At 35.3% G+C, this 16,916-nt stretch carries 11 protein-coding genes; 2 read left to right on the forward strand and 9 right to left on the reverse strand.

Annotated features, from left to right (window positions below; translation table 11 throughout):
* The first annotated feature begins 27 nt into the window (after window positions 1-27).
* The gene (locus ACNFIH_RS03080) at window positions 28-390 is read left to right on the forward strand and encodes a winged helix-turn-helix transcriptional regulator (RefSeq protein ID WP_426485443.1); all 363 of its coding nucleotides are present in this window, start codon (window positions 28-30) and stop codon (window positions 388-390) included.
* Window positions 391-459: 69 nt separating this feature from the next.
* Here the strand turns inward: ACNFIH_RS03080 and ACNFIH_RS03085 are convergent, their stop codons facing one another.
* Window positions 460-900 carry a GNAT family N-acetyltransferase gene (locus ACNFIH_RS03085; RefSeq protein ID WP_426485444.1) on the reverse strand — a complete coding sequence of 147 codons (441 nt, stop codon included), beginning with the start codon at window positions 898-900 and terminating at the stop codon, window positions 460-462.
* Between the two features lie 80 nt (window positions 901-980).
* Complete coding sequence (locus ACNFIH_RS03090) at window positions 981-2,447, reverse strand: PLP-dependent aminotransferase family protein (RefSeq protein ID WP_426485445.1); 1,467 nt, start codon at window positions 2,445-2,447, stop codon at window positions 981-983.
* A gap of 77 nt (window positions 2,448-2,524) precedes the next feature.
* Between ACNFIH_RS03090 and ACNFIH_RS03095 the strand changes: the two genes are divergently transcribed.
* Complete coding sequence (locus tag ACNFIH_RS03095) at window positions 2,525-2,953, forward strand: DoxX family protein (protein WP_426485446.1); 429 nt, start codon at window positions 2,525-2,527, stop codon at window positions 2,951-2,953.
* Window positions 2,954-3,226: 273 nt separating this feature from the next.
* Here ACNFIH_RS03095 and ACNFIH_RS03100 read toward each other — a convergent pair whose 3' ends face one another.
* From ACNFIH_RS03100 to ACNFIH_RS03130, 7 genes are all read right to left on the reverse strand, one after another.
* A complete protein-coding gene (locus ACNFIH_RS03100) occupies window positions 3,227-4,855 on the reverse strand; it encodes a DUF5597 domain-containing protein (RefSeq protein WP_426485447.1) in 1,629 nt (542 codons plus the stop codon).
* Between the two features lie 92 nt (window positions 4,856-4,947).
* Entirely contained in the window at window positions 4,948-7,149 is a 2,202-nt protein-coding gene (locus ACNFIH_RS03105) for an endo-1,4-beta-xylanase (RefSeq protein WP_426485448.1), read from the reverse strand.
* 12 nt (window positions 7,150-7,161) lie between these two features.
* Window positions 7,162-8,526, reverse strand: a complete 1,365-nt coding sequence (locus ACNFIH_RS03110) for a glycan-binding surface protein (RefSeq protein WP_426485449.1) — start codon at window positions 8,524-8,526, stop codon at window positions 7,162-7,164.
* Between the two features lie 35 nt (window positions 8,527-8,561).
* Window positions 8,562-10,193: a RagB/SusD family nutrient uptake outer membrane protein gene (locus tag ACNFIH_RS03115; RefSeq protein WP_426485450.1), complete on the reverse strand. Its 1,632-nt coding sequence runs from the start codon at window positions 10,191-10,193 to the stop codon at window positions 8,562-8,564.
* 13 nt (window positions 10,194-10,206) lie between these two features.
* Complete coding sequence (locus ACNFIH_RS03120) at window positions 10,207-13,374, reverse strand: SusC/RagA family TonB-linked outer membrane protein (RefSeq protein WP_426485451.1); 3,168 nt, start codon at window positions 13,372-13,374, stop codon at window positions 10,207-10,209.
* A 528-nt stretch (window positions 13,375-13,902) separates the two neighbouring features.
* Window positions 13,903-14,943, reverse strand: coding sequence for a LacI family DNA-binding transcriptional regulator (locus ACNFIH_RS03125; protein WP_426485452.1), 1,041 nt, complete (start codon window positions 14,941-14,943; stop codon window positions 13,903-13,905).
* A gap of 103 nt (window positions 14,944-15,046) precedes the next feature.
* Window positions 15,047-16,648 (reverse strand): Na+/H+ antiporter, encoded by a 1,602-nt coding sequence (locus tag ACNFIH_RS03130; protein WP_426485453.1) that lies wholly within the window; start codon window positions 16,646-16,648, stop codon window positions 15,047-15,049.
* Window positions 16,649-16,916 lie beyond the last annotated feature (268 nt).

Here is a 16,916-nt window from a genome sequence, read left to right on the forward strand (position 1 = left end):
CAAGTACTTACCCTAAAGTATGCACAAATGACAGCGATCAAAGAATCTTCGACAATTCAGGAAAATAAGCAATATGCATTAGATAAATGTCCCGTAACGTACGTAATGGAGAAAATTGGCGGTTATTGGAAACCTATTATTTTATATCACCTTTCTAGCGGAAGTCAGCGTTACAGTGAATTAAAAAGAGCAATTCCGGCCGTTAGTGAAAAAATGCTGATTCAGCATCTTAAACAACTTGAGGCTGATAATCTTATCATTAGAGAAGCCAAACCTGTTGTCCCTCCTTTTGTAACGTACAGTTTAAGTCCCGCCGGAAACGGTTTGATGCCTGTTATTCAGGCAATGGCAGAATGGGCTTTTATTGATAAAGAAAATGGATTTTTTTGAAGGCACAAAGAGGCAAAGGCACAAAGGTTTTACTGCACTTTTAACTTTGTTGCTTTGCCCCTTTGTACCTTAGTTTTTCAGTTTATTAGATAAATGAACGGCTGTCAATGCAAATCCATTTTTAAGATATACTTTTTGGGCAGTATTGTTTGTGAAAGCAGTGTCTAGAACAACATAATCTTTATCAAGAGAAACTGCAATTCTTTCAACATGTTTCAGCAATTGTGTTGCAAAACCTTTTCCGCGGTGTGTTTCTAAGGTGCACAAATCATCTATATAAATGATATTTCCACTGTGCAGTGAAGTCATAACTCGATAACCGGCAAAGGCAACAACTTTGTTTTGATCCACTATTCCGGCGATGCTGTACTTTTCGTTTTGCATCATTTCGGCAATAGTTGCTTGCCATTTTGTTTTATCCAAATGTGGTCTTAAAACAAAAGCAACATCCCAGCATTGTTCAATTTCTAATTTGGTTTCAATTTTTTTGATTTCATAAATCGTTTCCATAATGTGTTTTTATCCAAAATTACAGCTGTAATCAAAATCCAAAATACTCCAATTTTAAAATCAATACTGGTCCAGAAGTTTTATTGAAGGACTTTCTTCAGAATCACAAAAGCTTTTTCCATTTCATTTTCATTTAAAGAAGCAAATCCCATTCTGATTGCATTTGTGTCGAAAAAATCATTTTTATAAAACTTTCCATTACTTATTGAAAGTCCTTTTGCAGAAGCATCATTTGACATCTTTTCCAAATTAATATTTTGATGAAAATTTGCCCAGACTGCCAATCCGCCTTCGGGAATTTTAAATTCAATTTCATTTTTAAAATCAGATTGAAGAATGTCGCAAAAATGGTTTCTGCGCTGTTTATAGATTTTCAATGATTTTCTGAAATGTCTTTCCATTTCTCCGTTTTCAAATAATACCGCAAAAGCTTCTTCCAAAAGCGTATCGCCCTGCCTGTCAATCATTTTTCGTAAAGCTGCTGCAGCTTCAATAAACATGGGAGATGCAATCATAAAACCAATTCGCAATGCCGGCGCAAAAGTCTTCGAAATAGATCCGATATAAATCACATTCTGATTGTGGTCAATACTCGCAAGAGGCAAATAAGGTTTGTTTTCGTAATGGAAATCAAAATCATAATCGTCTTCAATGATTGCAAAACGATATTCTTTAGCAAGATTTAATAATTTCAAACGACGTTCCATGCTCATTGTAACGCCTGTAGGACAATGATGATGTGGAATAATATAAACCGCTTTTATCTTTTTGTTTTTCAGAATTTCTTCTAAATAATCGGTGTCCATTCCGTTTTCGTCAATCGGAATTCGTTCTAAATTGGCGCCGGAATATTTGAAAGTTTCATCAGCAGTTGTAAAACTCGAAACGCCTACAGCAATGGTATCATTCGGATTCAAAATCAATTGCGAAGCCAGATAAATTCCCATCTGACTGCCTTTTGTGATGATAATGTTTTCGGGAGAAACCGATAGACCACGCGTATTTGAAAGATAGTGACAAATGGCCAAACGCAGATTTTCTGAGCCCATTGTACTGCCATACTTCAGAAAATTTTTGCCATAAAATTTTTTGGACAAACTTCGATATTCGCGCATCAGCTGGTCAATCGGCGCTAAGCGAACATCGGGAAAACCATCATCAATAATGATTTGATCTTTCTGAATACTTTTCCCTGAGATAATAATTTCTTTCTGAAATTTATTTTCCCAAATGAAACCTTCCTGGCGCTGACTTTTATCTTTTTCGGGCAATTTTACTTTTGAAATTATAGGTAATTTAGAAAGTACAAAAACGCCTTTTCTGTCAATTGATTCTGCCCAGCCTTGGCTTATTAATTCTTCGTAAGCTAATTTTACGGTATTTCTGTTAATACCAATGAGTTCCGATAATACACGAGAACTCGGCAATATATCGGACGGTTTCAGAGTTCCGTTTGTAATCAGCGTTATAAAAGTATTGCAAACCTGAATATACAATGTTACAGAAGATTCGCGGTCAATTTGAATTAATGATTTATATGGCAACATCTGGGCTGTAGTTTTTATAAAAATTGGCACACAAATTTACCCAACATATTTTTACTTTTACATAAAAAATTATCCAAATGAAAAATATATCCTTATCAAATGCCGGTTTTATTTTAAGAATCTTTTTAGGAATTACCATGCTTTCTGCCGTTGCAGACCGTTTTGGTTTTTGGGGTGCGCCGGGAGCGCCGGGTGTAGCCTGGGGAAATTGGGAAAACTTTATCGCTTATACACAAACGCTGAATTCTTTTGCGAGTAAATCTTTTGCAGAAATTTTGGGTGCAATAGCTACTTTCCTAGAAATCACCTTTAGTCTTCTTTTAATCATCGGATTTAAAACCAGATATGCCGCTTTAGGAACAGCTGGACTAATGTTGCTTTTTGCAGTTTCTATGACAATAGCAATTTCTATAAAAGCGCCTTTAGATTATTCTGTTTTTACCAGTTTTGCCGCGGCATTAACGCTTTCTTCTATTGAAAAAACTTCTTTTTCTGTCGAAAAATAAATTTTTATTAGGTTCAAAGAGGCAAAGGGACAAAGGAACAAAGGTTTTACTTTGAAAATAGTAAACCGGACTAAAGTCCGGCCCTACAATATGGTTCGAGCTAAAGCTCTTTTCTCGTTCCAAAGGAACAATTATATGTTGTAGAGCTGGACTTCAGTCCAGTTTATTATAAATCAAACCCGACAGATTTTAAAACCTGTCGGGTTTCCTTTGTGAAACACAGTTTAGAAACCTTTGCACCTTTGTCCCTCTGAACCTTTGAACCTTTGAACCTCATTCAAAAGAGTACAATTTTAATTTTTGAATTTCATAATCATCTACAGCAATTCTTAAATGTCGGCCTTGATGTGTTTGATCGCCATTGAAATGACGAATGGTTTTCCAGACTCCATTTTCAAAAATTCCCTGATCTGTTTTTAGAATTCCTGCGTGTAGTTCTTTATTTTTTAAAGGCTTAAAAGTCACTACAATTCCGGAGCCGGAAATATAGAATTCATCTGGAGTAATTTCAATTATAATGGCACTTGTCATTGGCCAAACTGCTTCTTTGGCACCATCTGACCAATTTAAAGTATAATCATGCTTGAATGTAAATTCATAATTTCCCAACTGAATAATTTGCGACTGATTTTCTTTATCCAATAAAACGCCTTCAATCTTTCCTTGTCCTTTATTTGCTTCAATAACAGGCGTTAATTGTTTTACCAATTCATAAATTTTGCCCAAAGGTTCTTTTTTAGCATCTACTACAGATTCAATCGAAAAAGGCGAAAAACCAATTGCTTCATAATGTCCGATTGTATACAAACCTTTGAACGGCGCAGTTGCATCAAAACGATGTTCCGGAATAAACAATGGATCGCCTTGGCGTGTGAACAAGTCATTCCAATGCTTAAAATTAGGATTGTAAAAATCTGGCGATAAAAAATCAATTGATTTTCCTGCAGCTTTCCAAACATCCATAAGATGTGGTAACGGCCCAGCACTTGGATATTCACCCGGTTTTTTCTCTGGTGCATTCAAAGCCGCGTTTACAAACATCGGAATTGAATAGGCTTCTTTTCCTGCTTTTGCCACTTTATTTGTAAATTCTGAAAAATACCAAGCCATAAAAATTTCATCGGTAGAAAGACTTTTTCCGAAAATTTCTTCCCAGTTTCCTTTCGTTTTAAAACCATTTTTTTTCCAGATTTCTAAAAACTCAGGAACTAATTTTTCCTTGTTTGATTGCATGTGTTTTAGGAAATCAGCTGGAACTTCTTTCTGAAAAGCAGTATTTGCAAGTGGAGAATAATCTCGAGCCGTTGGCAACATTCCAATTTCATTTTCAACCTGAATCATGATTACGGTCTGCTCCTTTTGATCAAAATCTTTGATGTGTTGCATCAATTTCTGAAAAGCCTTCGCATCGGCCATTAGATTATTTTCACTGAAAGGCGTCAGGATTTCATGGCTTCTGTTTTTATCATCTTTGATTCTTGGATATTTTTTCTGATTGAGTTTCACCCATTCAGGTGCATGGCTTGACATACTGTTTTTCCAGGAACCAAACCAAAGAAATACTAATTTCAGATTTTCTTTTCTTGCTCTGATAATCAAATCATCGACCAACGAAAAATCGAATTTGCCTTCCTCCTTTTCAATCAATTCCCAATAAATTGGCGTCAGTACCGTATTTAAATTCATATTGGTCAGTTTGGGCCAAATTGGCTCCATGCTTTCTATCGTAGTTGCAGAAGAATTTCCCAATTCTCCTCCACGAATTAGAAACGGGTTTCCGTTGACGATCAACTGCGTTTTATTTCCTTTCTTTTTAAGATTTGGATTTTTTTCCTGAGAAAATCCAAACTGAATAAACAGTGCAAAAAGCAGAAAAAAACTCTTTTTTAGAAAATACTGCATTCTTATTTATTTTAAAAAATTACGAAAACAAATAATCCATGCCACAAACCCTAAATTGAATTTGTGTCATGGATTATTTTAGAATGAAACTATTACTTTTTTACTAATTCACCAGAGAATCCAGTACTTACATCTTTTCCTGCAAGTCCGTCAGCAGTTCCTTTGTATGCATGTTTGCGAACATAATTTGCATCCCAAAGATTTGGAGACTCGTTAGGAAGCCAGTATTCGTGCTCCTTAACACTATCTGAAACACCCCAAATCGTAATTCCGTATTGTTGTGCTGCCGGAATGTATTTTTTATACATATCGATAACATATTGATACATTGCCGCTTGAGATGCCTGTTGCTCAACAGTTGGTGTTGCAGTTCCTAATCTAATATCAAGCTCAGAAATTTTAATCAATTTTCCTGAAGCTGCTAATTTTTGGAACATCTGAACAATTTTGTCTTTATCGGTTGTCAACGAAATGTGCATCTGAGTTCCGATTCCGTCAACCGTAGCACCTTTGCTTTCAATATATTTTACATATTCAATCAAACCATCACATTTGTCTAATCTTGATTCAAGATTATAGTCATTGATGAAAAGTTTATCTGTAGCATTTCCGTTTGTACGCGCTAATTTAAAAGCAGTGACGGCGTAATCTTTTCCTAAATATTTAATCCAAGAAAAATAATCTGTTGCTGTATCGCCTTCATTTCCGCTTCTCAACGTTCCATCTTCTTTCATTGGCTCATTCACAACATCCCAAGCAAAAACGCTTGTTTTATAATGCGCCATCATTTTAGTAATCCAGTCTGCCATTGCGTTCCCAATGATGGTTGTTTTTTCAGCATCTGTTTTATCGATGTTTACTGGTGGAGTTGCGCCTCCGCTTGAACTTCCGTCAGAAACGACCACATTATCAATATAATACGTTCCGGCAGTTCCTCCTAAATCAAAATTCAATCCAGTTTCTGTTCCATTTCCTTTAAACTTCCATTCAATTAGTTTCCATGTTGGTGAAGTGGCCTGATCTCCTTGATAATGCGCTGTTGTTCCAGTTGTTGAACAACGTACAGAACCTGTTGCTTCTGAACGAATCATAAAAGAAATTGTATAATCTTTGTCTAAAGTTAACGTAGAAGTAAAATCAGCGTGAATCTGTGTTTTCCATTGATTTGCTGCGTCGCTTGTAGCATTTACTACTTTCATCGCGCCGTTTCCTTCGTATGCATTTGCGGCTCCAGCAAGACTTAAAGCATCAGTTGCTCCATTGTATTTTGACCATCCGTTGATATCTGTGTTAAATTTACCATTGGAAACCAAGTTTGTAACTCCTACAGGCGCATCTAAATCAACAACTGCCAAAGTGTTTACATCAATTAAATAGGTCACATTTGGCAAATAACCCAAATCGATATTAAACTGAAAAGTGGTACTTCCTGCTTTAAAATCGCCTGGAGCTAATTTAATTTTGACTTGCTGCCAAGATGAAGTTGTTGCAAAAGCTTCTGTCCAGGATCCTCCTGTAGCATACCAATCTTTATAAGGATATTGATTTGTCAAAGATGCATTAAACGAAAGTCGGCCTTTTCCAGCAACATCCGATTTAATGTAAAATGAGATTTCGTAATTATGAGCAGCATTAATAGGAACATTTGGCGATGTCAACTGTAAACTATATGCTGCCGAAGATGTTGCACTTGACTGCAACTGAACTGCTTGTGAAGTACTTGTAAGTCCAGAATTTGCAACCACCGAAATTCCTTTTCCAGGATTATTTCTTGCCCAGTTTGTAAATGCACCGCTTTTTAAGCCAGCAATATCCAGAATATTAGTGCCACTTGAACCAGGAATTACCGTTGGCGCAATAATACTGTTCAGATAACTTGCATTTTGATTCGAATGCCAAACTAAAGTATGACCAAAAACTTTTAAACCAGCTTCTTTAGTTTTAGCTATAAAAGCATCCATTGTTGCGAAGTTTATTTCTCCTTTTGAATTTACCATTGCGCCGTGTTTCATCTCATAACCCGGTGTCACTTCGTCAAAATTTTCATTTACAATTTTGCGATAAGCGGCATCGTTCAGGTATAAATCTGCTCCAATTCCGTTTCCTAAAACGAAATTGGTGTAATTTTTTAACGGCTCGTAACGGCTAATTTTTTCAACTAATTCTAATGGAAGCTCTGCGCCAGTTACGGCACCGTGCTCCGGATCTTTTTCCCAGTCCATTAAATTATCATCACAAGATGATAAAAGTATTAATGACAAGGCAGCTATTGGAAGTATATTTTTATATTTCATTTTGATGCTTTTTTAGTTAAAATCGTTATAAACTGGTGTGTTTAAAGAAACTATTCTCCAATTGTCTGTGTACACTTTTACAGAAGTTGCTTTTGCTACGAATTCTACTTCACTTGCAGTTCCTGTAACATCTTTAAGCTTCACATTAGAGTTTTCGAAATAGATTCCGAAATTCTGATACGTTGCAGCTTCGCGGAATGCCAAAACGGTTTCGAATGTATACGCTTCTTTAGACCAAGCGTAGAATTTATTTAACGGAATTGTTACAGTCTGCCAGCCAGTTGTTTTAAAATCAACTGATTTTCCGTCAACAATCCACGGAACATAATTATAAACAGCGCCTGCCCATTCTCCTCCATTAAAATTATTAATCATGCAAATTTTTAAGAAACCAGACTCTTTCCAAACATCCGGAACAAAAACATCAAATTGAAATGCTACTTTATCAAGCGGTGTATTTGCTGGAATATATGGCGTTAATTGTGTTCTCCAATTATCAACTCCGTTTCCTGCAGTCCAGGTTTCTGAAAGACGATTTTTTCCAGCATCAAAAGAAGCAATACGAGCCGGACGATGCGGAACATATTTTCCTTGCGAAACATTCACTGTTCCAATGGCAGCCGATTCTAAATCTTCTGGCTGAATCATGCTTGTACCTGTTCCCCAATATCCGTGTTGTCCTTGTCCGTCAAAATTAAGAAGCAATCCTTTTTTGAAATTGAAATATGCTGGCGAATAAACTCCACCGTTTGAACCTTCAACAAATAATGAACCTCCAAGATCTGAAACTCCGGTTGGCATTTTAACTGTAAAAAATTCACCATCAGGATCAGAAACAATTCCTGTTGTTACAGTAACATTTCCAGGGAAAACTACTTTTTTAACTTCTGTCAAACCTGAGCCAGAAACCGTAATAATTTCACCCGGATTTGGCATTGTATTCGAAATATCATCAATAACAGGTTTTCCTGAACGAATGTCAAAATTGAATGTCGTTTCAGTATTATCATTTACAAAACGAATTGTATTTCTTACCGCCGGATCAGCTTCAATTGTTGGAGTATCAGCAGAAACACTGATAATCATTGAATTATCAGAAACAAAAACGACATTAAAATAGGTTGAATATCCGTTTATAAAAACTCTTCTAAGTCCGGTAAATCCTGAACCTTCAATACGCAATGTCTGGCCTAATCGGGCAAAATTCACTTCTCTATCGGGAACAGTTGAATTTACATCCTCCAGAAATACTTTGCTTATTACTATTTGGTTACTTGCTCCATCGCTATTGTCACAGGCAGTAAACAGCATACTAAAAACCATCATTCCAAGAAATGCGATGGGTGCCCAATACTTTTTATTTAAAATATATTTCATATTAATCTTTCTTTAGATTTATTGTTTTCAGCTTATTAGAATAAGTCTTTGATTTTTTCTTCCTTAAACTCATAAGGAACGGGATTTTCTCTCAACAACGGATTCTGAACCAATTCTGATTCCGGATAAGGTAAAAGGAAAATAGTCGCATCAATTACACCAATAGAGCGTGTGCTATTACTTCTCGTAGCATCAACTGAAACTGTATTTGTTGCCGAATCATATAAAATTGGTACAATAGTTCCTCTGTTTTGAGATGTTACATAGTTTATTACTTCCTGTTGTTTGTAATACGATCTGCGAACCAAATCATACCAATATTGACCTTCCATACATAATTCTACTCTTCTTTCGTGAATAATATCTGCATAAGTCAAACTTGCTTTTGGATCAAGTCCTGCACGTTGGCGAAGCACGTTTACACCACTAATTGCAAGAGGATCTGCAGTTGAAGCATTGTTCCCTAAAGCAGCTTCAGCATAATTCAAATAAACTTCTCCTAAACGCAACATATAAGTATTTAAACCTGAATTCATACGAGTTGTTTTCGGATTGTCTTTTGTAGAACCCACAACACCTTTTTTCACTGTCAGGAAATCTTTTGAATGATCAACTGTATAACCTCCGTTTGCTTTGTTTATCTCTGGATAAAAATCATCATCAGCCATCCATGTTGCTTTACGGCGGGCATCTTTAGATTCATATTCATACAAAATATTATTAGAAGCTCTTGTCCAATATCCCCAAGCTGCGTCATCTCCTGTAACATCAGAACCTAATGCAAAATAAGCCTGATGCATATTATTCACTCCATAATCACCATTTGGAACCCATTGAAGCGCAAACATTGATTCGGTATTATTGTTATTGTCAATTTTAAACAAATCAGCATAATTGGCCATTAATTTGTACGGCCCAGAATTGATTACTTTTTCGGCTGCTTTTTTAGCCAAATCAAGATATTCTTGTTTTCTTGTACCGCTGTTTGGATTATCGCTTACTCCAGAAAAAGACAAATAAACACGAGACAGCATTCCGTAAGCGCTATATTTTGTCAAACGTCCAGCCTGACCCGCTTGTTCTGGAAGATATTTTGCAGCAAATTCTAAATCGCGAATTGCAAATTCATAAACATCTTTCATCGGATTTTTATTTACAATCGGATTTTTAACCAATTCTCTAGGATCTGTAGTAATAATGGCATCACCCCAAAGCGATGCTAAATACCAATATGCAGTTCCTCTCATAAAACGAGCTTCGGCAATATATTTGTTTTTAATAGTCGTATTTACATTACTATCAGAAATACCAATAATGACATTATTAGACTGTTGCACAACATTATATAATGATCCCCAAGCCGAAACTAAAGGTCCTGTCAATCCTGTTTCAGATAAATCTGTAAATGGATAAACATAATCTGAATATGGTGCATACAAATTATCCGAACGTCCATCGCCTAAACCATAATAGAATTTGTCATTAAAATCGAACCAAACTTTATTGTAAAGTGGCCCAGTAGCTGCCTGAAAATCGGCCTCTGACTGATAGAAATTTTCTTTTGTAATTTGATCTTCGGGTTCAACATCTAAAAGATCACTGCAACTAGTCCAAACAAATGGTAATGCGATCAAAAGAACCGAGTATATTATTTTTTTTGTTTTCATCGTTAGCAATATTTTAGAAATTAACATTTAATCCAAGTGTAGTAATCATTGGCGAAGGATAACGCCCGTTATCGATACCTGTTAAAAGAGCATCTTGATTTAACGAACCAACTTCTGGATCATACCCTTTGTATTTCGTGAATGTCAAAATATTTTGAGCATTTGAATACACTCTGATATTCGAAATTCCGTATTTAGAATATAATTTCTGAGGCAGATTATATCCAATCGAAATATTTTTAATTCTAACATAAGAACCATCTTCTATAAATCGGTTGCTGAAACGGTAATTTGAAGAAGATGAAGCTGATGATGCCGCAATTCTTGGCATATAAGGATCTCCTCCAACAATGTGAACGTTACGATAATCGTTTGGTCCTGTTGGGTCAATTAATTCCAATTGTGCATATCCTAAAGCTGAAGACAATAAGTTAGTGTTTTCACGAGGGTTTTCTAACCAACGTCTTTGGTAGTTTGCAACATCATTCCCGTAAGAACCAGTTACCAAAACACTTACATCAAATCCTAAGAAAGAAAATGAGTTATTAACACCAAAAGTAAAATCAGGATTTGCATTACCAATGTAATCGCGGTCTTTTTCGTTGATTACGCCATCTTTATTGATATCTTCAAAAATATAATCTCCAATCCAAACTCCGCTTTCACCAATTTTCATTCCTTCAGGCAAAGCAGTTGGCTGTACCACACCGTTTTTATCTTTATAATAAAAGTCTGTAGCATTTTCAAAACGGCCGATTACTTTGTATCCGTAGAATTGACCAATTGGTTCCCCAACAGCTGTACGTGTAACAATCGTCACATCAGAACCTTGCTGAATGCTTTTATTCAAAATTCCTGTTTCAGTATTTAAAGCAAGAACTTTGCTTCTGTTCATTGAAAAAGTAACGTTAGATTTCCAAGTGAAATCTTTTCTGTCCATGTTCAAAGTATTCAATGTAAACTCAATACCTTTATTTTCAAGTGAACCAACGTTTACCCAAGGAGAAGATGTTGCACCTTGACCTGTTGTACCAACATAAGCTGGAAGAGGTAATTGTAAAAGTAAATTATCAGTTTTCTTATAATAAACATCTGTTGTAAGCTCGATTCTGTTATTTAGGAATCCTAAATCAAGACCAACGTTAGTTTGAGAAGACGTTTCCCATTTCAAATCTTTATTTGCTGTATTTGCTGCAAGAAGTCCAGTTCCCCAATTTGTTGCAGAAGCATTATATGTTGAAGTGTAAGCGAAATTTGGCACATTCTGATTACCTACTTCTCCCCAACCAACACGTAATTTCATATTGTTGACCACTTTGCTATCTTTTAAAAATTCCTCATTTGAAATTTTCCAAGCTACAGCAGCAGATGGAAACCAACCCCAACGATTTTCTTCATCAAATTTTGAAGAACCGTCACGACGAATAGTCGTTGTCAATATATATTTGTCACTGAAAGAATATATTAATCTAGCAAAATAAGATTTTAAAGCACTTGTATTACTTGCATTTGAGTTTTTAGCCGTTGTCGCATCACCAGCATTTAAGTCTGTTGCTCCATTAGTCAAATATCCTGAACGATAACCGTAAAGATTTTCCCAATGTGACTCTTGCATCTCTTGAGAAACCATTGCATTAATATTGTGCGAACCGAACGTTTTATTATAATTCAACGAATTTGTCCAAAGCCAAAAATCACTATTTGATTTTGTTCTGGTTCCTTCACGAACATCATTTACAAGCGCTCCAAAAGTATAAGATGGACTGAAAGTATAATTATTTGCAAAACTATAATCTAAAGAGTATTGCGTTTTGAATTTCAAGTCTTTTGTAAAACTGATTTCAGCATAAGTGCTCGCTCTCATATTATAATTGATATTATGATTGTCTTTGATAGAAGCTAGACCAATTGGATTATTTTGAACAAATTCAGTTGTATCTGGACCGTCAAAAGTTCCGTCTGCGTTACGTACAGCAACATTTGGAGTTTGTTTAAGTGCCGTCAAAATCAAAGCATCATCATTAACAGTTGTCGTTTGATTAGTTTTGCTCATTGCAAAATTTACACCCACTTTAAAATAGCTTTTTAATTGAGAATCAATAACTCCTCTTAAGTTGAAACGGTCAAAACCAGATCCGATAGCAATACCTTCCTGATCTAGATATCCAATTCCCATTGCATAAGTTGTTGCATCATTACCTCCAGAAGCTGATAAGTTATAACTCTGCATTAGGGCAGTTGTGAAAAGTTCTTTTTGCCAATCGGTTCCTTCTCCTAATAAATCAGGTCTGATGAAAGTATTGTCACGTTGTACAATTCCTAAATCTGAACGCGTGTTTTTAAGCGTACCATATTCTTTTAAATTTAGCAAATCCAAGTGTTTCGGAATTTCCTGCCAACCTACATAACTGTCAAAATTAAGCGCTAAATCTCCTTTTTTTCCACGTTTTGTTGTAACGATAATTACTCCATTTGCCGCTCTTGATCCATAAATCGCAGTTGCTGAAGCATCTTTTAAGACATCCATGGAAACAATATCTGAAGGGTTGATAAAAGATAATGGATTTGAAGTCGTTGAACTTGCCGTACCATCGATGATAACACCATCAATTACATATATAGGTTCGTTTGATCCATTCAAAGAACTGATTCCACGAATACGAACCGAAGAACTTGCTCCCGGCGCACCGCTGTTTGCCTGAATTTGCACACCCGCCACACGTCCTTGCAAAAGCTGATCGACAGTAGTTGTTACCGATTCTGCAACTGCTTTACTTGATATAGAAGATATAGCACCGGTCAAATCGCCCCTTTTCATTGTACCATAACCTACTACCACTACTTCTTTCAAATCATTTAAATCTTCTTCAAGCGTAACATTTATTTTGGTTTGATTAGCAACAGCTACTTCTTTGCTTTTATATCCGATGAAGCTGAAAACTAAAACTCCATTAGCCGGCAATGTGTGAATGGTATAAGCTCCATCAAAATTAGAAACTGTATTAATATTAGTTCCTTTTACAATGATGTTAACTCCAGGGATTGGACCATTTGCATCTGAAACTACTCCAGATACTGTGGTTTGGGCATTTACTGCAGCAGAAAACACAAACATCAGGAACAGCATCCCCAGATTTTTAAAGTATTTCCATTTGCTTTTAGCAATTAAAAAGTTAGTCATAAATGGTTAATTTAATTAGTTAATAGTTATGGTTAGTTAGTTATTTTTTGCAGACTCATTATTTAGTATACATTTTGATTAAATGAAGCCAAAACAAATCTTTATTTGAACAAATATATATAAAATGCAATAACACACAACCGGTTGTGCAATTTTTTTATTAGAATAATTAAAAAAAATACTGTTTTAAAAACACATAATATAATTATTTTGCTAAAATTTTAAAAATAATACAAAACAGGTTCAATTAATCACGAAAACGTTGTAGATAAATTAGAGATTGGATCGATTAGTTAAAAAAAATACAAAAATTAAAAATCAGTTTTCTTTTAAATTCTACTTACAATTATAAGGCAAAGGAAATTGTAAGTAATCTGACAGTTGTACTTAAGCATTGTGGGAAAATTGCCAACGAACCTATTTTATTCAGAAAAATAGACCTAAAAGACAATCGGTTGCTCATAAAGCAAAAAAAATCCCGCCATTTAAATAGCGGGATTGTTATAGTATTGAAATTTATGTCTTAAATTACTTAGGATCTTTTCGATGCGAAGATTCCCTAACCAGAACTTCAGTATTTAAGAATGTAATTTCCTGAACTTCACTCTCTTTAAGTGATTTTAAGTTTTTTATGATGATTTCTGCAGCTGCTTTTCCCATTTTTTCTGCCGGATGGGTAATTGTCGATAAATTGGGATCGATAATTTCAGAAATCGGGTCGTTATTAAAGCCAATAACCGCTAAATCTTCGGGAACTTTTATTCCTCTTTTTTTCGCAGTCTGAACGGCGCTCACCGCTATAATATCTCCCGATGCAAAAATTCCGTCTGGAATCGGTTTCAAATCAAATAATTTGTTGCTGGCTTTTACTCCATCTTCATAAGTAACCGATTTCAAATCAACAATCAATTCCTCAATTATGGGCAAATTATGATCCCTTAAGGCTTCCATATAGCCTCTTCTTCTTTCATTATACAGATTTCCAAATTCTGCGCCAGCAGTTAAATGTGCAATTCTAAGACAGCCTTGCTCAATAAGATGCTTGGTAGCTTTATAACCAGCCGAATAATTATCAATTACAACTCTAAAAGTATTGTAATCTTTTGGAACCCTGTCGACAAATACAAGCGGAATATTATTATTTGAAAATTGTTCAAAATGAGACGTATCACGCGTTTCCATGGCAAGCGAACAAATAACACCGCTCACACGGTTGCTGTATAGTGATTTAGCCATATTTACTTCATCTGCATACGAGTCATGCGACTGCATAATAATTACAGAATAGTCGGATTTTTGTGCCGTAATTTCAATACCACTAATTAGTGATGATAAAAACGGCTGAGTAACCGTTGGAATCAAAACTCCAATGGTTTTTGTTTTATTACCGCGCAAACCTGCTGCCAGAGTATTAGGAACAAATCCCATTTCCTTGGCTGCTTTTTTGACTTTTTTTATGGTTTTATCACTTATTGAATGATGGTCTTTTAAAGCTCTTGATATTGTGGAAGTTGCTAAATTCAACTTCTCTGCAATATCGTAGATCGTTACATGTTTATTCTCTTCCATGAAATAAATAATATGAGATGTAAATATAAGTTATTTTACAACATTATATGATTTCTAAATTTGACTTAAATTAATTGCCTAATTATCTAATTTTCAAATTATCTTATTCTTCATACATTTCCATCCAAAGTCGTGTTTCCTCAAGATCCAGTTCTTTTTCTATTTTTCTAAAAATCTCTTCATTTACAGCACCATTTTTATGCATTACTTCTAGTTTAGCTCGTTCAACATTCAACAGATCAATCTGAAGTTTTGTAAAATCATTAAAAATCTCCCCTCCCATTACATTACCTTTTCCGAAGAAATTTGCCGGAAGTTCCGTTTTCTGCAAACGATTAAATTTTACTTCATATTTGCTTTTAATATTATGGAGTAAATCGTCATTAAGCAATGAAAAATTATCTTCAATGTGTGCAATAGTCTCAGAAACAATCACATTCCGAATTTGATATTCCTCGGCCAAAATAGAATATGGTTGTAATTTTAATTTTCGGATAAGCCACGGAAGTGTAAGTCCCTGAATGACCAATGTAGAAAGGATCACACAGAAAACTAAATAAATTATTAGATTACGAAATGGAAATGCTTCTTTCTCGCTTATCATTAATGGTAAAGCCAATGCAGCAGCCATAGAAACCACGCCACGCATTCCGGACCAGCCAAAAATAATCATATTGCGATAATCAAATTCTTCGTTTTCACGGATTCGTTTGCTGAGAAATCTCGGAAGCAATGTTGCCGGAACAATCCATAAAAAACGCACCAAAATAACAACCGCACTTATACTCGCTCCCCATAAAAACAAAGCAGTTCCCGAATAATTACTGATTCCTGCAATAATATGACGCAACTGGAGTCCGATTAAAATAAAAATCAGCCCGTTTAAAATATTCGTCAAAATATTCCAGATTGTTCCAGCCATCATTCGGCTTTCATGAGTAAAAATTTTACCAGATCTTGCTGAAAGAAAAAGGCCCGTAGTTACAACCGCAAGCACTCCCGAACATTCAAAATGTTCTGCTATTAAATAAGATGCGAAAGGCGTTAAAAGTGTCAGCGTCGCCTCGATTATATCATCGCAAACAAATTTTGTATGAATAATGCTCATCACATATCCAACAAGCAATCCAATTGCGATTCCTAAAGTCGACATGATAAAGAAGTTCAAACCTGCTTCCCAAAGCACGAAATTACCTGCTACAATAGCTGTAAGCGCATATTTATAAGCTACAAGTCCGCTCGCATCATTAAGCAGACTTTCACCTTCAAGAATTGCAATTAATCTCGGATGCAATCCAAGCCCTTTTGTAATTGAAGTTGCTGAAACGGCATCTGGAGGAGAGACAATTGCACCAAGCAAAAATGCTAACGGCCAAGAGATATCATCTATAAGCATATGTGCCGCTAGAGCAACGGCAATTGTGGTAAACAAAACCAGTCCGACTGCAGCGAGTGTAATTGGGCGAATTGTTTTTTTAAACTCAAACCAGCTTGTGTACCAGGCTGCATGATATAAAAGCGGTGGCAAAAATATAATGAAAACTACTTCCGGATTTAAGGCTATAACCGGCAAATCCGGAACTGTGCTGATTGCCACACCGCAAAGAACCAATACAATAGGAATTGGAAAATTATACTTTTTGCTTATTAAGCTTAAAAAAGCGACTCCAAACAGTAACATGATAATTACGGTTATATTCTCCATGTAAAAATTGTTTTTTGGTTTTTGAATTTTAATTCCATTCGGAAATGGCCACTAAATTAATATTTAATGAGAATTATATCCATTTTTGTTTTATAAAATAAATTTTGAACTGAATTAAACTTTTATCTCTCTTATATGTCTTATAGAAGAAAAAAATCTTAAAATATGCTTAAGACCAAAGTTTCTGAGCCAAATAAATTGATTTACTGAGATTAATTTTTACATTTGCGTTATTTTTATTTATTCTAAATAGAATCATTTATTGGAG

The organism is Flavobacterium sp. 2, from assembly GCF_049949195.1.
Taxonomy (GTDB): Bacteria; Bacteroidota; Bacteroidia; order Flavobacteriales; family Flavobacteriaceae; genus Flavobacterium.